The sequence below is a fragment of the Litchfieldia salsa genome, from assembly GCF_900104555.1.
In the GTDB taxonomy this organism is placed as follows: domain Bacteria; phylum Bacillota; class Bacilli; order Bacillales; family Bacillaceae_L; genus Litchfieldia; species Litchfieldia salsa.
In genome coordinates this window covers 177336-194628 of record NZ_FNJU01000008.1, presented here as the reverse complement: position 1 = coordinate 194628, position 17293 = coordinate 177336, and the positions used below count along the sequence as shown (strand labels likewise).

The window sequence follows — 17293 nt, the reverse complement described above, 5'->3', positions numbered from 1 at the left end:
ATTGACTAGGTGTTTGTGCAGATATTTGATTGTGATAGGAGGTTAAGGTCATCGAACAACAAAATTATCAGAATCATAGAAAAGCAGATCCTGTATTTCTAGGTATTGTATTAACTTCTTTTAGTGTGGTTATCTTATCAATTTTCTTCTTTATTAATCATGTTAGTAGTGATTGGTTATTAAGTACAATCGTTACATTAATTGCGATTATCATTTTACTCTTGTCAGTAAAACTTAGAGGTTATGCAGTTTATCTTCAAGACCGAATTATTCGTAACGAAGAAAATTTTAGGTATTACCGATTAACAGGGGAATTATTAGATTCTAGGCTTACTTTGAAGCAGGTGATTGCCCTTCGATTTGCTGATGATGAAGAATATCTAGGATTAGTTGAACGTGCATTGTCAGAGAATCTGTCACCAGATGGAATCAAGAAATCTGTTAATAATTGGAAGTCAGACTATCATCGCGTATAATAGGATTTAAAATAAACAGCTCAATAAGGGCTGTTTATTTTTTGAAAAAATAAAAAGTGAAGCTATTCACATTTAGTATATATCTAGGAATGCTGTTCTCAAAAGTGTTAAGGAAATGACCAGGGAGGCTAGTTCATGATTAATGAAACAATGGTTGAAGTAAAAGGACTTGTTAAAAGGTACGGCTCCTTTGTTGCCGTTAAAGGCGTTGATTTCCAAGTGAAGAAAGGAGAAGTTTTCGGGCTGCTTGGGCCAAATGGCGCGGGGAAAACGACAACAATTGAAATGCTTGTTGGTCTCAGAAAGCCAGATGAAGGAACAGCCATACTGGCGGGATTTGATGTCAGGAAAGAAGTGAATAAAGTCAAAGAGGTAATTGGTGTACAGCTTCAGTCTACATCATTATTCGAGCTATTAAAGGTAGATGAGATTTTACGATTATATGCAAGTTTCTATCCGAGTCATGTGAACATTGACGGACTAATAAATGATATGCTACTAACTGAAAAGAGTAAAGCTAGAATTAAGGGCCTATCAGGTGGACAAAAGCAACGGCTTGCGATTGCTTTAGCTCTTATCCACGATCCAAACATTGTATTTCTCGATGAGCCAACAACAGGACTTGACCCCCAAGCAAGAAGAACATTATGGGATATAGTCCTCAGGTTAAAGGAACAAGGAAAAACAATTATTCTATCAACTCATTACATGGATGAAGCTCATGTTTTATGTGATCGCATCGGAATTATGGATCAAGGGGAACTTATTGCGCTCGACACTCCAACGAATTTGGTGAAAAACTTACAATCTACCAGCACGATAGAATTCCACTTGAACAATCCTCCTGAGCAAGACTGGTTTACGAAAATGAACGGAGTGAAAAAAGTTTCAATGAAGGATACTTTTATACAGCTTTACACGGACGATCTTCAGATCGCATTAACATCTCTTATTCAACTATCAACTGAACATAACCTAGAGATTGAGGATTTGCAAACTCGTCAAGCAACTTTAGAAGATGTCTTTATACATATGACAGGAAGGAGTATAAGAGAGTCATGAGTGCATATTGGCAATTAACTTTAGCGCAATTACGAATTTTTGCTCGTAATAAACAAGTGTTATTTTTCACGCTACTCTTCCCAATTATATTAATGCTGGCACTTGGTTCATTTATCGGCGGTGCAAATTCGATAGAACTTACAATAGGAATTATAGATGCTGACCAAACAGATTCATCGAAAGATTTAGGGCAGTTATTCTATGAAAATGAGGGAATTGAAACCATTGATTACGAAGAAGTTGAAATAGGGAAGGAAGCGATTGAAAATGGTGATATTCAACTGCTGATTGAAATACCAAAAGGCTATGAAGATAAATTAGAGAGCGGTGACCAGCCTTCCTCACTTCCTGTTTATTATAATGAAAAAAACCTTACTGTTTCAGAGCTTGGGCTGACGGTTGTTAACGGGATAGTTGATCAATTTAGTAAAGATCTTGTTGACTATAAGCCTTTGGTGACGATTGAAAAGGTTGGGATTGAAGCCCTAAATATTCGATATGTCGATTTTTTAGTACCTGGCATTGTTGCGATGATGATCATGAGTAACAATATGAATGGTGTCGCAGGCCAAATTTCAGCTTGGCGTGAGAGAGGTATATTAAGGAGGATGCAGGGCACGAGATTGAAAGCATCAACCTTTATAGCGGCACAAATAACGGCGCGTTTACTTCTCAATGGATCACAAGCTTTGTTAGTCGTGTTAATCGCAAATCTCATTTTTAAAATAGAGGTTGTTGGTTCATGGCTGGCATTAATCTTTTTTATCATTCTTGGAACACTAGCATTTATGTCACTGGGTTTTATCATTGCTGGAATTGCAAAAAATCCAGAAAGCTCTGGACCGATTGCTGGTTTTGTTACATTTCCAATGCTGTTTCTTGGTGGAGTCTTTTTTCCGATAAGTAATATGCCTGACTTCATTCAACCTATTGTGAAGGTCTTACCAATTGCTCACCTTAGCTCAGCCCTAAGAGAGACGATGAATATAGGAACACCATTCCTTCAATTAGGAACTGAAACTCTAGTTCTAGGAGCCTGGCTAATAGGAGGATTTACCTTAGCTAGTTATGTGTTTAAGTGGGAATAGTTAATGGGGACGTTATTAGGCGCAATCCTTGAAAAGGATCGCGCCTACTTTAGACTTATAAAGTTGCCTTGATTGAAAGAAGCGTTCTTGTTACTGGTTTTTTTTGTTCAAATTATACTTCTATCTAGATGCAATCGGTAGATCGGCGCCATTCTTTAAAAACAACGGAATTCGCTCTAACGGAGCTTCCACAGTCAAATATTGTCCACCTTCAAACGTTTGTCCAGAATAAGGATTCTTCCATTCGGCACCATAAGGTAAATATACACGACGATTTCTGTGCCCTTCATTCAAGATAGGGGCTACTATGATATCTGGACCAAACATATATTGATCATCAACTTCCCATGCTTCCTTATCGTTTGGAAAGTCATAGAATAATGGACGCATAGGAGGTGTTCCTTTTTCATGAGCTTGCTGCATAAGCTCTGAAATATAAGGACGAAGACGCTCACGTAGGTGTAAGTATTCCTTGAAAATTTCATAAGCTTCTTCTCCATAACTCCATACTTCATTCGCCGCACCACTATGACATTGACCTCCGCCAGTCGTACCTATCGGTTTCTGCATCGGCATTCTGTCACCATGTAATCGAAAGACAGGACAAAATACACCATACTGGAACCAACGAATCATACATTCACGAAAGGAAGGATCATCTGGATTCCCTCCATGGAAGCCTCCAATATCCGTTGTCCACCATGGAATGCCCGCAATAGCCATATTTAAACCAGCACGAACCTGATTATTTAGAACCTTAAAACTGGAGTGAATGTCACCAGACCAAGTTAGAGCACCAAACCGTTGGCTCCCAGCCCATGCGCAACGAACAAGATTTATAATGTTTTCTTGTCCTTCAGCTTTCATTCCATCATAGAATGTCTGGCTATATTTGCTTGGGTAAATATTACCCACTTGTAAGCTAGAACCAAGATGATAACGATATATATCATGGTCATAAACGGTAAATTCAGGCTCTGCTTCATCCAACCAGAATACTTTTATTCCTTTATCATAATAATTTTTCTTTATTTTATTCCATAAAAATTGGCGAGCTTTCGGGTTGGTCGCATCAAAGATTGCATTTTGACCTAAGAATTGGAATTGGGTGCGAACACCTCGATCAGATCTAACAAGATATCCTTTTTCAATCATTTCTTGATAATTCTCACTCTCTGTTTGCACTGTTGGCCATACGGATATCATCAGTTCAATCCCCATCTCCCGAAGCTCTTTAACCATTCCCTCTGGATCAGGCCAATAGTCAGGGTCAAACTTCCAATCTCCCTGATTTGTCCAGTGGAAGAAATCAACGACAATCACAGAGATAGGAAGCTCTCTTTTTTTATACTCTCTTGCAACTTCCATTAATTCTTCTTGTGTTTGATACCTCAATTTACATTGCCAAAAGCCCATCGCATAATCAGGCATTATAGGTACAGTTCCGGTCACAGAAGCATACGACTCTTCTATTTCTTGTGGAGTATCTCCAGCAGTAATCCAATAATCTAATTGTTTAGTGGAAGGAGCCTGCCATTCGGTTACATTTAGATTAAAGTTAACGCGCCCCACTGCAGGATTATGCCAAAGCATACCATATCCTAAGTTAGACAAAACGAAAGGTACGCTTGCTTGGCTATTTCGGTGTGTCAACTCTAACATACAACCCTTAAGATTTAGAAAAGGCTGTTGATATTGACCCATTCCATAAAGTTTTTCGTTTGGATCAGACTCCAGGCGAAGCGTTAGTCGATAATTACTGCTTCCTGGATGTGGGATTAACTCCCTACCACCGTATTTTAATTGGTATGTGTTTTCTGATTCTCTAATTAATACTTCATCCTTGTGGTTATAAAAAGTAACTTGGCCAGTACGCTTTATTTCAGCTTTTATTTTGCCATTTACAATCGTTGCGACTTCCTCATCAATCTTAATTTCGGTTTTTATATCATTCATAGGCAAAAGCGCCCAATCGGAATCTTCTATTGTCGTGTACGATGCACGCACACGTAGAGAATTCTCCCCCCAAGGCTCGATCCATAATTTTTCTGAGTCAAATTCTCGGACGAGGCGATTTCGATCTGCTTTAAACATAGTACTATTCTCCTCCTTGCAGATAGGTTTCTATCTGTTTACTTCAAAGTGAAAATCATATTACAATTAGAAGTATACTAATCATATAGAGTAATAATCTATGTCGAGGATTACGGAAGGCTCGAACAATATTACGTTTTGAGGAGGTTATACATTGGAGATTACGTTATCGAAGAAAGAGCATACTGTGATTCCTGACCAAACCTTTCCTATTAATATCTTTCATATTCATTACCCTGACCCTCACATTATTCCACTTCATTGGCATGAGCATCTAGAATGGATTGTTATTGCTAAAGGGTCGTTTCGTGTTCAAGTAGGCTCTACATTTCAAGACTTACATGAAGGCGATCTTATATTTGTAAATACAAAACAAATACATTCTGCCTTTCCTGAATCAAAGGATAGTGAGCTATATGCAATTGTTTTTAATGAGTCCCTAATTAGAAATACCGGGTTAGACAATACAGAAAAGAAATACATATTACCCTTACTATCAAACGATGTAAGCGTACCGACCTATTTTAAAGCTAATGAGCCCCAGTCACTAATAATAGAGAATTGCTTAATGAAATTAAGGGATGTCTATTCTGAAAAGCCATACGGTTATGAACTAATAGTAAAGGCAAGACTGCTAGAATCTATTGGCTATGCTTTTCAAAAAGCGGAAGAAATGCCCCTTCGAAAACGGAATCAGGATAAAGGCTCTATTGATCCGGTTCTGGTACATCTGAGTAATCATTTCCATGAGCCTCTTTCTGTAAAGCAAGCGGCGAGCATATGTTGTATTAGTCCTAATTACTTTTGTTATCTTTTTAAGAGGGCAACCGGGAAAACTTTAACGGAATACATGAATATGCTACGTATTCATGAAGCTGAACGTTTACTTCGAACTCATCACTACACAGTGCAACAGGTTGCTTTTACAGTTGGATATACGAACTTAACTTATTTTGGACGTGTCTTTAGAAAATTGAAAAATGCTTCCCCAAGTGAATTTCTAAAAAATAATTAAAAGATTCTGAAAAACTAACCTATAGTTGGAATAAATCCCACAAAAATAGCGTTGAATCCCTTAAGGGGTCAACGCACTTATTAGCTGAATATCTTCTAGATATTTTTTTGATGCGAAAGTCTATACTGGTGTGGTGTTGTTCCGATTGTTTTTTTAAATAAATGGATAAAGTATGACACATTTCCGATACCGACTTGTTCACCAATTATTTCAACAGGGTCATTCGTCATTTGTAGTAAGTGACAGGCTTGTTTTATTCTGCGAACAGTTAAGTATTCAGTAAGGTTACTTCCGGTTTCGCGTTTGAAGATCCTCGAGACATAAGGCTTTGATAAATGAAGCTCAGTAGCAAGCTTTTCCAAGTCAAAGCTTTCCATATAATGCTCTTCAATCCACTTCATAATCGTTTCCGAATATCGAAGAGAACGTAACTTATTATGCTGAAGCGAACTTGATAAATCTTGGGTGTTTAATCGGATGCAAGAGAGGGTTTGCATAATAAAGAGCTGACAATCTTCCTCCCAATTATTCGTTATAGTGGATTGGTTAAAAGCATCAACCATCTCAGAAAAATAGTTAAAACGATTGGATAAGTCAAATGCTTGATTTTCATCTATACCATTCTGAAGTCGATTTAATAAGGAATTTAGCCCTGGGAATTCATGTAGATTTCTCCCTTGGGATATTGGGTCAAAATGTAAGATACTTCGCTCGTAAGGGGTCTGCTTTGATACTTCAACATGTACCATATGTAATTGAAAGGGTTGGAAAAAGAATAGCATACCTGGTTTAATATCATAGGTCTGTTGATTTACAATAACACGTCCTTGTCCACGGTGAACGAATAAAAATTCACAGCCTTGATGCCAGTGGTAGAATCCTCTAAAATTATCATCTGATACCCGTCGATAAACCCAATGAAAAGGCTTTATATCGAACAATATAGATTCAAATAAACCATTCATGATATCCCTCCTAATAGAACAACAGAACCATATTATTAGTTATTATACTACAACTTTTAATTGTTGAGAGAGGTTATACTTTATTTATTAACAGATGTAGGAGGGAAAACATGCACAAGCTTAATCAACAAGAAATATTAAAAATGCTTGAAGAAAAAGTAGAGCGTATGGTAGATCAAATAGGTGATAAAGCACCACATGTAGCAAGGGCTGATGGGGTTTATGACGATATGCCTCATGTTTGGTGGACATCAGGATTCTGGCCAGGGTTACTGTGGGTATTATATGATATGACTGAAAATGAGAAGTTTAAGAATGCTGCAATGCATTGGGATGAGGAGCTGCAAAAATGTTTATTTAAGCACCCAGTTGGATTGGATCATGATGTAGGTTTTCAATTCCTACTAACAGCTGTAATTAAACATGAAATTCTAGAAAATGAGAGTAGCTTTGGAATAGGAATGCAAGCAGCGAACTATTTAGCAGGACGTTTTAACCCGGTTGGGAAATTTATCCGAGCTTGGAATGGTGATAAAACAGGTTGGGCGATTATCGATTGTATGATGAATCTTTCGCTTTTATTCTGGGCAAGTCGTGTAACTGGGGATCCTAGATACAAGCATATTGCTACACTTCATGCGGACACGATCTTGGAGCATGGTGTTCGAGAAGATGGTTCAGTTTGTCATATTCTATCATTTGATCCTGAAACAGGTGAGTTTATTGAATCGATTGGTGGTCAGGGAAATGCATCAGATTCAGCATGGAGCAGGGGAAATGCATGGGCGGTTTATGGATTTGCTAACACATACCGACATACCGGAGATTCCCGTTATTTAAATGCGGCTAAACGAGTTGCAAATCATTTTATTGCTGGTCTTCCAGATGATCATGTTCCATATTGGGATTTCCGTCTAGATTCAATTGAAAATGAACCAAGAGATAGTTCTGCTGCAGCAATTGCCGCTTCTGGTTTGTTAGAAATTGCCGATTTAGTTCCAAGTAATGAAAGAAGAATCTATGCAGATGCAGCAACAAACATATTAGCTTCCTTAACTGAAAATTATGGGACGTGGGACCAACCAGAGCAACAGGGTATTCTATTAGAAGGAACAGGAAATAAGCCCGTTAATGAGAATATAAATACTTCGCTCATTTATGGTGATTATTATTATGTTGAAGCGATAGCTAAGCTTAATGGATGGAAACGACGAATTTTTTAATTGTGTGAAAGTTGCTCTATAAGGGAAATTTTTAACACTTAATGGATATATAAATAGATTCACAGAAGCTTTCTAAAAGTTAACTAGACATTTAGAAAGCTTCTTTTATTGGTGAATATGACTTAGTGAAACTGTACTCATATATGCTTAAATGTTTTTGAATATTCAAATAGAGCAACAGAACGATATTATTGGTAATTAAATGTTAACTTTTATTAGATTAGCCAACGTATAATTTACTTAATGAATTGATATTTAGTAAAGACTTCCATTTAAAATAATAGAACGTGCAATAACACAAATATGAGGTGAGTAATATGTTGGGATGTAAGCGCTTTATTTTAAAGGGGAAGATGAACGAGACCCCTAAAACTGTTTATGTAAAACTACTTATTTCCTATTTAGTTGTTCTACTTCTACCTGTTATTATTGGCCTTTTATTATTTGACAGGGTTGAATCAATCATGGTCAAGAATGCAACTGAATCAAATACAACGATGTTAGAGCAAGTAAGGCTAGTTTTAGATAACAGGTTTGAAGAAGCCGAGCAATTATCCTTGCAAGTTTCATTAGATCAGAGGTTGAATCATTTAATGACTAACCAACAAACGGTAAGTAATTATGAATATATTAATTTTATTAAGGAACTGAAAAAGTATCAAACTGTTAGTACAGATATTGATGATTATTACATCTATTTTGCGGAGTCTGATGTGTTATTATCATCAACAATGAAAACAAATTCCTCTTTGTTTTTTAACCACATTAAAAATTACGAAAACTCTACTTATGATGAGATTATGAGTAAGTTATCACGATTTCATATGAGAGATTATTTTCCTTCAGAAAAAGTAAACATGCTTTCAGGAGAAAAAAATATTATCACACTTGTTCAATCATTGCCCTATGGAGAGGTAAAAGAAGTAAAAGGAGTACTCATGGTCCACATTGATGAAAAGCAGATAAGAGAGATGCTTCAGCAACTGGAGGGCTTAAATCAAGGGGTCATATATATAGCAGATGAGAATAAAGAAATTATGATGTCAACTAGTGACTATGAAGGTGCGTTTGAAGGGATTAAACCACTACTGAATAAAAAAGAAGGTTCATTTGAAAAAGAAATCGGTGAACAAGCCATGATTGCTTCTTATACAACATCAGAAAAAAATGGTTGGACTTATGTATCTCTTGTTCCAAGGGAGATTGTGTTATCAGGAGTAAATTATGTCAAATCATGGGCTTATGGTTTGTTGATCCTTTTTATCGTTATAGGAATTGTGGTTTCCTATTATTTAGCAATGCGGAATTATCGGCCAATTCGTGAAGTGGTTAATACGGTTATAGGACATAACCGTCCAAAAGGGAATTTCTCAAACGAAATGGATTTGATAAAGGAAAGTATTGTAAGCTCTATAAATAAACAATCTCAATTACATAGGATTGTAGCACAACAAGAGCCAGTAATTCGATCTAATTTTATTTTACGAGTCATTAGGGGACAAGTAGATATTGCAGCAATGCCTACAAAAGAACTGGATGTTATGGGTGTAAGCTTTCACTCAGATTTTTTCAGCGTAATGATTATTCAGGTCGATAAATACTGTCAATTCACGAAAGAAAATATGGATACACAATGGGTATTAACAAGATTTATTATTTCTAACCTTAGCGAAGAGCTTTTCGCTGACAATGGATATACCATTGAAATAGAGCGAGACAAGCTTATTATCCTAAATAACCATCCTAATGATACTGTGAGTGAAAAAACGAAACAATTAAATCGTGTAAAAGAATTGAACGACATTTTAATGGAGCGATTTGGTATAAAGGTTTCCGTAGCAATTAGTCAAATACATCAAGGTTTAAATAAAGTATCAGAATGTTATGGAGAAGCAATCATGGCTCTAGATTATAGGGTGATAAAGGGCCCAAGTTCAATTATTTTTTATAATGATATTAAGAATAATAGTGGATATGATTATCATTATCCAGTGGAAACAGAAGTCCAGATCCTTAATTTTGCAAGAAACGGAGATCGTGAAAATGTAGAAAAATTACTCAATCAGGTGTTTATTAATAATGTGCAACAAGAAATGACACCTGAAATTAGTAAATGCTTGTCTTATGACTTAGTTAGTACCTGGGTAAAGCTTCTTAGTCATTTAAGTATAGAAGATAAAAAAAGGTTCATAGATATGCATCAACCGTTTAAAGTGATTTCAGAATGTAACACAGTTGAAGAATTACAAGAAAAAATTAAATGTCTATATCATAACTTTTGCCATGAAATACAAGAAAATCAATCTAATCAATCTAGTCAAGGAGAACGCCTATATAAAGAGATTACTATTTTTATTGAAGAAAAATATCATGACAACATGCTTAGCCTTGGTATGATCGCTGACCATTTTGGTATGAATTCATCCTATTTGTCTACTTTTTTTAAGAAGCAAGGTGGTCTCACAATTACTGATTTTATTACCAAAGTGAGAATCGAAGAATCGAAAAATTTATTGCCAAATCGAAAACTTACCATATCAGAGATTGCAACTAAAGTAGGTTATGCAAACAGTGTTGGGTTAATTAGAGTTTTTAAAAAAGTTGAGGGTGTAACACCTGGGCAGTATCGGGAGATTAGTTAAAGGTATATAGAAGGATTTTTTATTATAGGAAATGTATATGAGTGTTTTTAGATAACCCTCTGCCAGTTTAGTCTTATGACAAACATTTGAGTAGAGGGTTTTATATGTAGGTTCTTTTCTAAAAGATTGTTGTTTTAAGACTTATTTAATTTGGAGAGCTCGTTGATTGGAACGGAAGGTATGTGACTCCTGCGGGATGCGCAGGAAGGATGAGACCCCGCAGGAGCAAAGCGACGAGGAGGCTCATCACCTGCCCCGCGGAAAGCACATACCTGGAGTGCAAATCAACCTAACCTAGTGTAAATAGCAACAAAGTTTGCGAAAAGAGCCTATATGTATATCAAGCTGATTTTCTATATATAAAGATTTGATAACGCTATAAAAATGAGATAATCAGCCATTTCTAACAATCTGATAATCAATCAAAAGAATGTACTATATCGTTTTAGTCCATTGAGACTTATGATTAGGGCGAACAAGTTTCAAATTGCAAAATAAAAGGGAGGAATGAATCAAAATGAAGAGAGAAATGAAAACGTTATCAGCTTTTGCCATACTACTAGTGTTTCTTCTATTAGTTGTTGGGTGTTCTGGCAATGAGGCATCTAATGCAAAGGAGAACGGTGACGGGGAAAAAGCAGAAATGAAAAACCCGGATGAAGTTAACTATCCAGAAGTACTTACTTATTGGGGGGAATTACATCCCAACGCTGCACAAACAGCACAGACTCTTAATGATGTTCGAGCATATCAAGCAGTAGAAGAGAAGACAGGTACAAAGGTTGAATTTAAACATCCTTCAGGTGAAGGTACAGATATTACGGAACAATTTAACTTATTGCTTGCATCTGGTAAATTACCGGATGTGATCGAGTATAACTGGAGAACAGTTCCGAAGGGTCCAGATAATGCGATTAAAGACGGTACAATTATTCGTTTAAATGAACTAATCGAAAATTATGCGCCGAATCTTAATAAATATTTAAATGATAATCCAGAAGTTAAGAAAATGGTAACAACTGATGACGGTAATATTTATTCATTTCCTTTCCTACGAGGCGATGAAAAATTAATGGTATTTATGGGTATGATCATCCGTCAAGATTGGTTAGATTCGCTTGGTTTAGAATCTCCAACTACGATTGCAGAATGGGAAGAAGTTTTAAGGGCGTTTAAAACGAAAGACCCTAACGGAAATGGCAAGCAAGATGAGGTTCCATTATTGGTTCAACCAAATGACTTTAAAAATATTGGTCCATTTGTTGGGGCATACGGAATCCATGCTCAATTCTATAACGACAATGGTACTGTTAAATACGGTTCTATCCAACCTCAGTTTAAAGAGTTCTTAACAACAATGAATAGATGGTACGAGGATGGATTACTAGATGCGGACTTTGCTGCTATGGATGGTAAATTATTGGATGCAAAGGTAACAAATGATCAACTTGGTAGTTTATTTGGGTACACGGGTGGTAGTATCGGTAGATATACGGGGTTAATGGAAGACCATCCTACGTTTAAACTAACGGCAACTTCTCATCCAGCCCTAGAAGAAGGTGGAATCTCTGCTACAGCTCAAAAGGCGTTTCCATATGAAGGTTATCATAGTGTAGCGATTACAGGAAAAGCGGAGAATCCAGAGGCAATTGCTAAATGGCTTGATTTTGCATACTCAGAGGAAGGTCATATGATTTTCAACTTTGGTATTGAAGGTGAAAGTTACGAAATGGTCGATGGGTTTCCTACTTACACAGAGGAAATCACGAAAAATCCAGATGGTTTACCAATGGCAAATGCTCTAGGTAAATACATTCGAGCAAATTATGGAGGACCATTAATACAGGATGTTCGTTATTTAGAGCAATATTTGCCACTACCTGAACAAAAAGAAGCGCTAGACATCTGGGGCAAAACAGCAGAAAACAAAATCAATTTGCCTCCAACGACATTGAATGCTGATGAAAGTGATGAGTTTAATTCCATTATGAGTGATTTGAACACTTACTATGATGAAACTGTTATCAGATTTATTATGGGAGAAGAGCCATTAGACAACTTTGATGAGTTCGTTGCAACATTAGAAGGAATGGGTATTAATAGAGCAATTGAGCTTCAGCAAGCTGCTCTAGACCGTTATTTAGCAAGATAATTAATGTTTGATGCTGTTGCGCTGGAGAAATCTTTGGCGCAACAGCTTTTAATACTTAATAAAACAGGAGAGAGGGGTGGAGGAAATGGCTAATTTGGAAAAGGGAGTTACTTCGCTTAACTCCAAACCGAATAGTAGTTTAGGTACGAAAATGAGTAACTTCAGGGAGAAAGTAATCAAGGACTTTAAAAGAAATAAAGTGATCTACTTGATGGTTTCTCCGGTTGTACTATATTATCTTATCTTTCAATATGGTCCTATGTACGGTTTGCAAATAGCGTTTAAAGATTATTCACCTGCACTTGGTTTTCATGGAAGCCCATGGGTAGGTTTTGCCCACTTTAAGGAGTTTTTTGATAGTTTTTTCTTTTGGCGACTATTGAAGAATACGCTTCTTCTTAGTTTCTATAGTTTAGTTTTTGCATTTCCAGCGGGAATCATTCTTGCACTATTATTAAATGAAATAAAAGGTAGAGTATTCAAAAGAACTGTTCAAACAATTACGTATATGCCGCACTTTGTATCACTAGTTGTTATAGTGGGTATTTTATTTGACTTCATGGCAAGAGATGGTGTAATTAATGACATGTTAGTCTTTTTATTTGGCATTGAGCCAGTTGCTTTTATGAGAGAATCTGCGTGGTTTAGAACACTTTTCGTCGGTTCGGATATTTGGCAGAACGTTGGATGGAGTTCAATTATCTTCCTTGCTGCGATGTCAAATGTTGATCCAGCATTATATGAAGCTGCAAAAATGGATGGTGCTGGCAGGTTGAAACAAATGTGGCATATTACGTTACCAGGAATTATGCCAACTGTTGTCATCTTACTAATCTTGTTAATTGGTAAGTTCATGACAGTAGGTGAGGAAAAGATATTATTAATGTACAATCCAACAACCTATGAAACTGCTGATGTAATTGGAACTTATGTGTACAGAAAAGGTATTTTAGAAAGTAACTTTAGCTACAGTGCTGCAGTCGGACTGTTTAAGGCAATGATAGCCTTTACGCTATTACTCATAGCAAACAGTATAGCAAGAAAAGTTGGAGACACCAAACTATGGTAGGAGGGATTACTTGATGAGGAAATCACTGGGGGAGCAATTATTTGACTACTGCAATATCATTTTTCTTTGCCTTTTGTCATTGGTAACAATCTACCCATTAATTTATATATTATTTGCGTCATTAAGTGATCCCACTTATGTTGCGCAAAATAGAGGTCTTATGCTCTACCCAAAGGAGATTACCTTTGATGCATATCGAATGGTATTTAATAATCCAATGATTGTTACTTCTTACCTGAATACATTCTTTTATGTAATTGTTGGTACGACTTTAAACATTCTTTTAACATCACTAGGAGCCTATGCGCTATCTCGAAAAAATGTAATGTGGGGAAACACCATCATGTTTATGATTGTTTTCACAATGTTCTTTGAGGGAGGATTAATTCCTCTTTACTTGCTTGTAAGTGAATTAAATATGATTGATACACGTTGGGCATTAATTCTTCCAACAGCAGTTAGTGCATTTAACTTAATTATCATGCGTACAGCATTCCAAGGGATTCCGGCCAGCTTAGAAGAGTCTGCGCGTATCGATGGTGCCAATGATTTTACCATTCTTTTTAAGATTATTCTTCCGTTGTCACTACCAGTTGTCGCTGTTATGGTTCTGTTCTATGGTGTGTATCATTGGAATTCTTGGTTCCATGCGATGATTTTCTTGCAAAATAGAGAGCTATTCCCGGTACAGCTGATCTTACGTGAAATCTTAATTGCAAATGATACAAGTAGTATGGCAACCGGAGTAAGTGCAGTAGATGCTATGCCTATCGGTGAAACGATAAAGTACGCCACGATTGTTGTGGCAACATTACCAATTCTGTGTTTATATCCTTTCTTACAAAAGTATTTTGTTAAAGGTGTCATGATTGGTGGAATCAAAGGATAAGAGGAAACTAGCTTTTAGTTAATAGCTGTTTCTAGACTATATCTAACGGTATCTTCATATGAATAAAATAGATAAAGCTGGCTCGATTAGATATTGGGTCAGTTCTTTTGCTATAGAAGTTTTCTCAAGGGTTTGTTGTTTCTGACATAAAACAACATTGAAATGGTAGTTACAAGCAGGTTGAATACACGTAGACTCCTGCGGGATCAGTGGCCAAAGTGAGACCCGCAGGAGCACTAGCGACGAGGAGGCTCACTGGTCACCCGTCGGACGCGGAGTGTATTCAACCTGCGGCTTTAAAAGCAACAATCTGTTCGAAAACAGCCTTTACTGTAGAAGTTCGAATGATGTGTCTGAACCAGAGCATAGGAGGATAAGAGATGAATTTTGCAATTATAGGATGTGGCCGAGTAGCGGAAGTACATGCTGCAGCAATTATGGAAACAGAAGGAGCTATATTGTACGCTACTTGTGATATAAGTGAACATCGACTTGAACCTTTTCATTCAAAGTTCAAAGCGAATCACCTTTATACAGACTATCAATTGATGTTAGAAAATCCAAATATTGATGTAGTTAACATTTGTACACCAAACGGAATGCATGCAGAGATGGCAATTAGGGCAATTGAAAAAGGAAAGCATGTCATGATTGAGAAACCAATGGCTATTACTGATGAGGACGCTGTACGAATAATTGAAGCTGCCCAAAGACATCAAGTAAAAGCAACAGTCGTTCATCAAAATCGTTTCAATGATGCAATTCTAATGACAAAAGAAGCTTTAGAGGGTGGGAAATTTGGCAAGCTTGCATATGGTACTGCAAGTGTAAGATGGAATCGTAACCAGGATTATTATGACCAAGATGCCTGGAGAGGTACAGAAGAAATGCAAGATGGTGTGTTAATGAATCAAGCTATTCACACGATTGACCTACTAATATGGCTGATGGGACCAGTCAAATCTGTGACTGGAAAAACGGTAACTCGCATAAGAGATATTGAGATGGAAGATGTCGGAACAGCTTTACTTGAATTTGAGAGCGGAGCCATTGGGGGTGTTGATGGGACTAGTACAACATTTGCTATTGATTTAGGTGCTAGTATTAACTTATTTGGCGAGTTAGGAACTGTCTGTATAGGTGGAAATGCAGCCAACCGGATTGATAAATGGAGGTTTACGCAAGATTTTAAAGCAGAAGAAGAGAGCGTTTTAGGTGTTCAAAAAGAACTCCCTGAAAGCGTCTATGGTGATGGACATAAGTTAATCATTAGAGATTTTGTTTCAGCTGTTAAAGAGAATCGAGAGCCATTTGTCTCGTTGGAAGCTGGAAGAGACGCAGTTAGAGTTATTCTATCAATCTATCAATCTTCTAAAACAGGAAAGTCTGTTGTTTTTTAACTTTTGAAAACCGGGATACATAACTAAATTGTGAAAGGGTGTCCTATTCATGAATCAGGTTAGATTAGGAATAATTGGTGTCGGTAACATGGGTACGCAACATGCAAGGTACTTGCAAAAAGGAGGAATAGAGGGTGCGATCTTAACAGCTGTTTTAGATAATAGTGAACAGCGTACCGAGGAATTGCAATCGATTTTACATAAGGATATTCAAGTGTTCAATTACGAAGATGAATTTTTTGAATCCGGTTTAGTTGATGCCGTTTTGATCGCAACACCCCACTATGATCATTCCTACTTAGCTATAAAAGCATTTGAGCATGGCTTGCATGTTCTGTGTGAAAAGCCTGCTGGTGTGTATACAAAACAAGTAAGAGAAATGAATGAAGCAGCTGAGAAAAGTGGCAAAGTCTTTTCAATGATGTATAACCAACGGACAAATCCACTTTATCAAAAAGTAAGAGATCTTATCCAGACAGGTGAATTAGGTGAAATTCGAAGAATCAATTGGTTGATTACAAACTGGTATAGGTCACAAAGTTACTATGACTCAGGTGGCTGGCGTGCAACATGGGCTGGAGAAGGTGGCGGAGTATTGATTAACCAGTGTCCTCATCAACTAGATTTATGGCAGTGGTTAACTGGAATGATGCCAACACGGATGCGAGCCTTTTGTCAATTTGGAAAATACCGTGATATTGAAGTTGAAAACGACGTAACTGCTTATGCGGAGTATGAAAACGGTGCAACGGCTGTTTTTATTACAACTACTTGTGAAGCACCGGGGACGAACCGATTGGAAATTACTGGTGACCGTGGAAAAGTTGTTGTTGAAGATGGCAACTTACATTTTTGGAGACTCCGTGTTCCAGAGACTGAGTTTAATCGTGAATATAAAGGTGGATTCGGAGAGCCAGAATGCTGGAAGGTGGAAATACCTATTATAGGAAAGGAAACATCACATGCTGGAATTACGCAAAATTTTGTTGACGCTATTTTAAAAAACACACCACTATTGGCTCCTGGTGAGGAAGGGATTAAAGGATTATCATTATCCAACGCCATGCAGCTGTCAACTTGGCTAGATGATTGGGTAGAGTTTCCACTTAATGAAGAGTTGTACTACAAGTATCTGCAAGAGAAGATAGCTAATTCTAAAGTTAAAAAAGAAGCTTACAACATCTCTTTGAATGTGGAAGGAACCTATTGAAATTTTAA

At 37.0% G+C, this 17293-nt stretch carries 13 protein-coding genes; 11 read left to right on the top strand and 2 right to left on the bottom strand.

The features are described 5' to 3' along the window. The first annotated feature begins 50 nt into the window (after positions 1-50). From BLQ56_RS15865 to BLQ56_RS15855, 3 genes are all read left to right on the top strand, one after another. Entirely contained in the window at positions 51-476 is a 426-nt protein-coding gene (locus tag BLQ56_RS15865; RefSeq protein WP_274380241.1) for a DUF6526 family protein, read from the top strand. Between the two features lie 135 nt (positions 477-611). Further along, positions 612-1538, top strand: a complete 927-nt coding sequence (locus BLQ56_RS15860; RefSeq protein WP_090856431.1) for an ABC transporter ATP-binding protein — start codon at positions 612-614, stop codon at positions 1536-1538. Next, positions 1535-2626 carry an ABC transporter permease gene (locus BLQ56_RS15855; protein WP_090856429.1) on the top strand — a complete coding sequence of 364 codons (1092 nt, stop codon included), beginning with the start codon at positions 1535-1537 and terminating at the stop codon, positions 2624-2626. The genes BLQ56_RS15860 and BLQ56_RS15855 overlap by 4 nt, the downstream gene beginning before the upstream one ends. A 120-nt stretch (positions 2627-2746) precedes the next feature. Here the strand turns inward: BLQ56_RS15855 and BLQ56_RS15850 are convergent, their stop codons facing one another. Further along, a complete protein-coding gene (locus BLQ56_RS15850) occupies positions 2747-4720 on the bottom strand; it encodes a glycoside hydrolase family 31 protein (protein WP_090856426.1) in 1974 nt (657 codons plus the stop codon). A gap of 154 nt (positions 4721-4874) precedes the next feature. Here BLQ56_RS15850 and BLQ56_RS15845 point away from each other — a divergent pair, with 154 nt between their 5' ends. Continuing rightward, a complete protein-coding gene (locus BLQ56_RS15845; protein WP_090856423.1) occupies positions 4875-5735 on the top strand; it encodes an AraC family transcriptional regulator in 861 nt (286 codons plus the stop codon). A gap of 95 nt (positions 5736-5830) precedes the next feature. Here BLQ56_RS15845 and BLQ56_RS15840 read toward each other — a convergent pair whose 3' ends face one another. Beyond that, on the bottom strand, positions 5831-6700 hold the full coding sequence (locus tag BLQ56_RS15840) for an AraC family transcriptional regulator (protein WP_090856420.1): 870 nt from the start codon (positions 6698-6700) through the stop codon (positions 5831-5833). 110 nt (positions 6701-6810) lie between these two features. On the opposite strand from BLQ56_RS15840, the gene BLQ56_RS15835 reads away from it, so the two are divergent. From BLQ56_RS15835 to BLQ56_RS15805, 7 genes are all read left to right on the top strand, one after another. Then, on the top strand, positions 6811-7923 hold the full coding sequence (locus BLQ56_RS15835) for a glycoside hydrolase family 88 protein (RefSeq protein WP_090856417.1): 1113 nt from the start codon (positions 6811-6813) through the stop codon (positions 7921-7923). A gap of 317 nt (positions 7924-8240) precedes the next feature. Next, positions 8241-10565, top strand: coding sequence for an AraC family transcriptional regulator (locus BLQ56_RS15830; RefSeq protein ID WP_090856415.1), 2325 nt, complete (start codon positions 8241-8243; stop codon positions 10563-10565). Between the two features lie 517 nt (positions 10566-11082). Continuing rightward, positions 11083-12717, top strand: coding sequence for an extracellular solute-binding protein (locus BLQ56_RS15825; protein ID WP_090856412.1), 1635 nt, complete (start codon positions 11083-11085; stop codon positions 12715-12717). Between the two features lie 151 nt (positions 12718-12868). Further along, positions 12869-13786 carry an ABC transporter permease gene (locus BLQ56_RS15820; RefSeq protein WP_090856491.1) on the top strand — a complete coding sequence of 306 codons (918 nt, stop codon included), beginning with the start codon at positions 12869-12871 and terminating at the stop codon, positions 13784-13786. 13 nt (positions 13787-13799) lie between these two features. Then, positions 13800-14675: a carbohydrate ABC transporter permease gene (locus tag BLQ56_RS15815; RefSeq protein WP_090856409.1), complete on the top strand. Its 876-nt coding sequence runs from the start codon at positions 13800-13802 to the stop codon at positions 14673-14675. A gap of 380 nt (positions 14676-15055) precedes the next feature. Continuing rightward, on the top strand, positions 15056-16075 hold the full coding sequence (locus tag BLQ56_RS15810; RefSeq protein WP_090856406.1) for a Gfo/Idh/MocA family protein: 1020 nt from the start codon (positions 15056-15058) through the stop codon (positions 16073-16075). A gap of 49 nt (positions 16076-16124) precedes the next feature. Beyond that, positions 16125-17285, top strand: coding sequence for a Gfo/Idh/MocA family protein (locus tag BLQ56_RS15805; RefSeq protein WP_090856403.1), 1161 nt, complete (start codon positions 16125-16127; stop codon positions 17283-17285). The last annotated feature ends 8 nt before the right edge of the window (positions 17286-17293 follow it).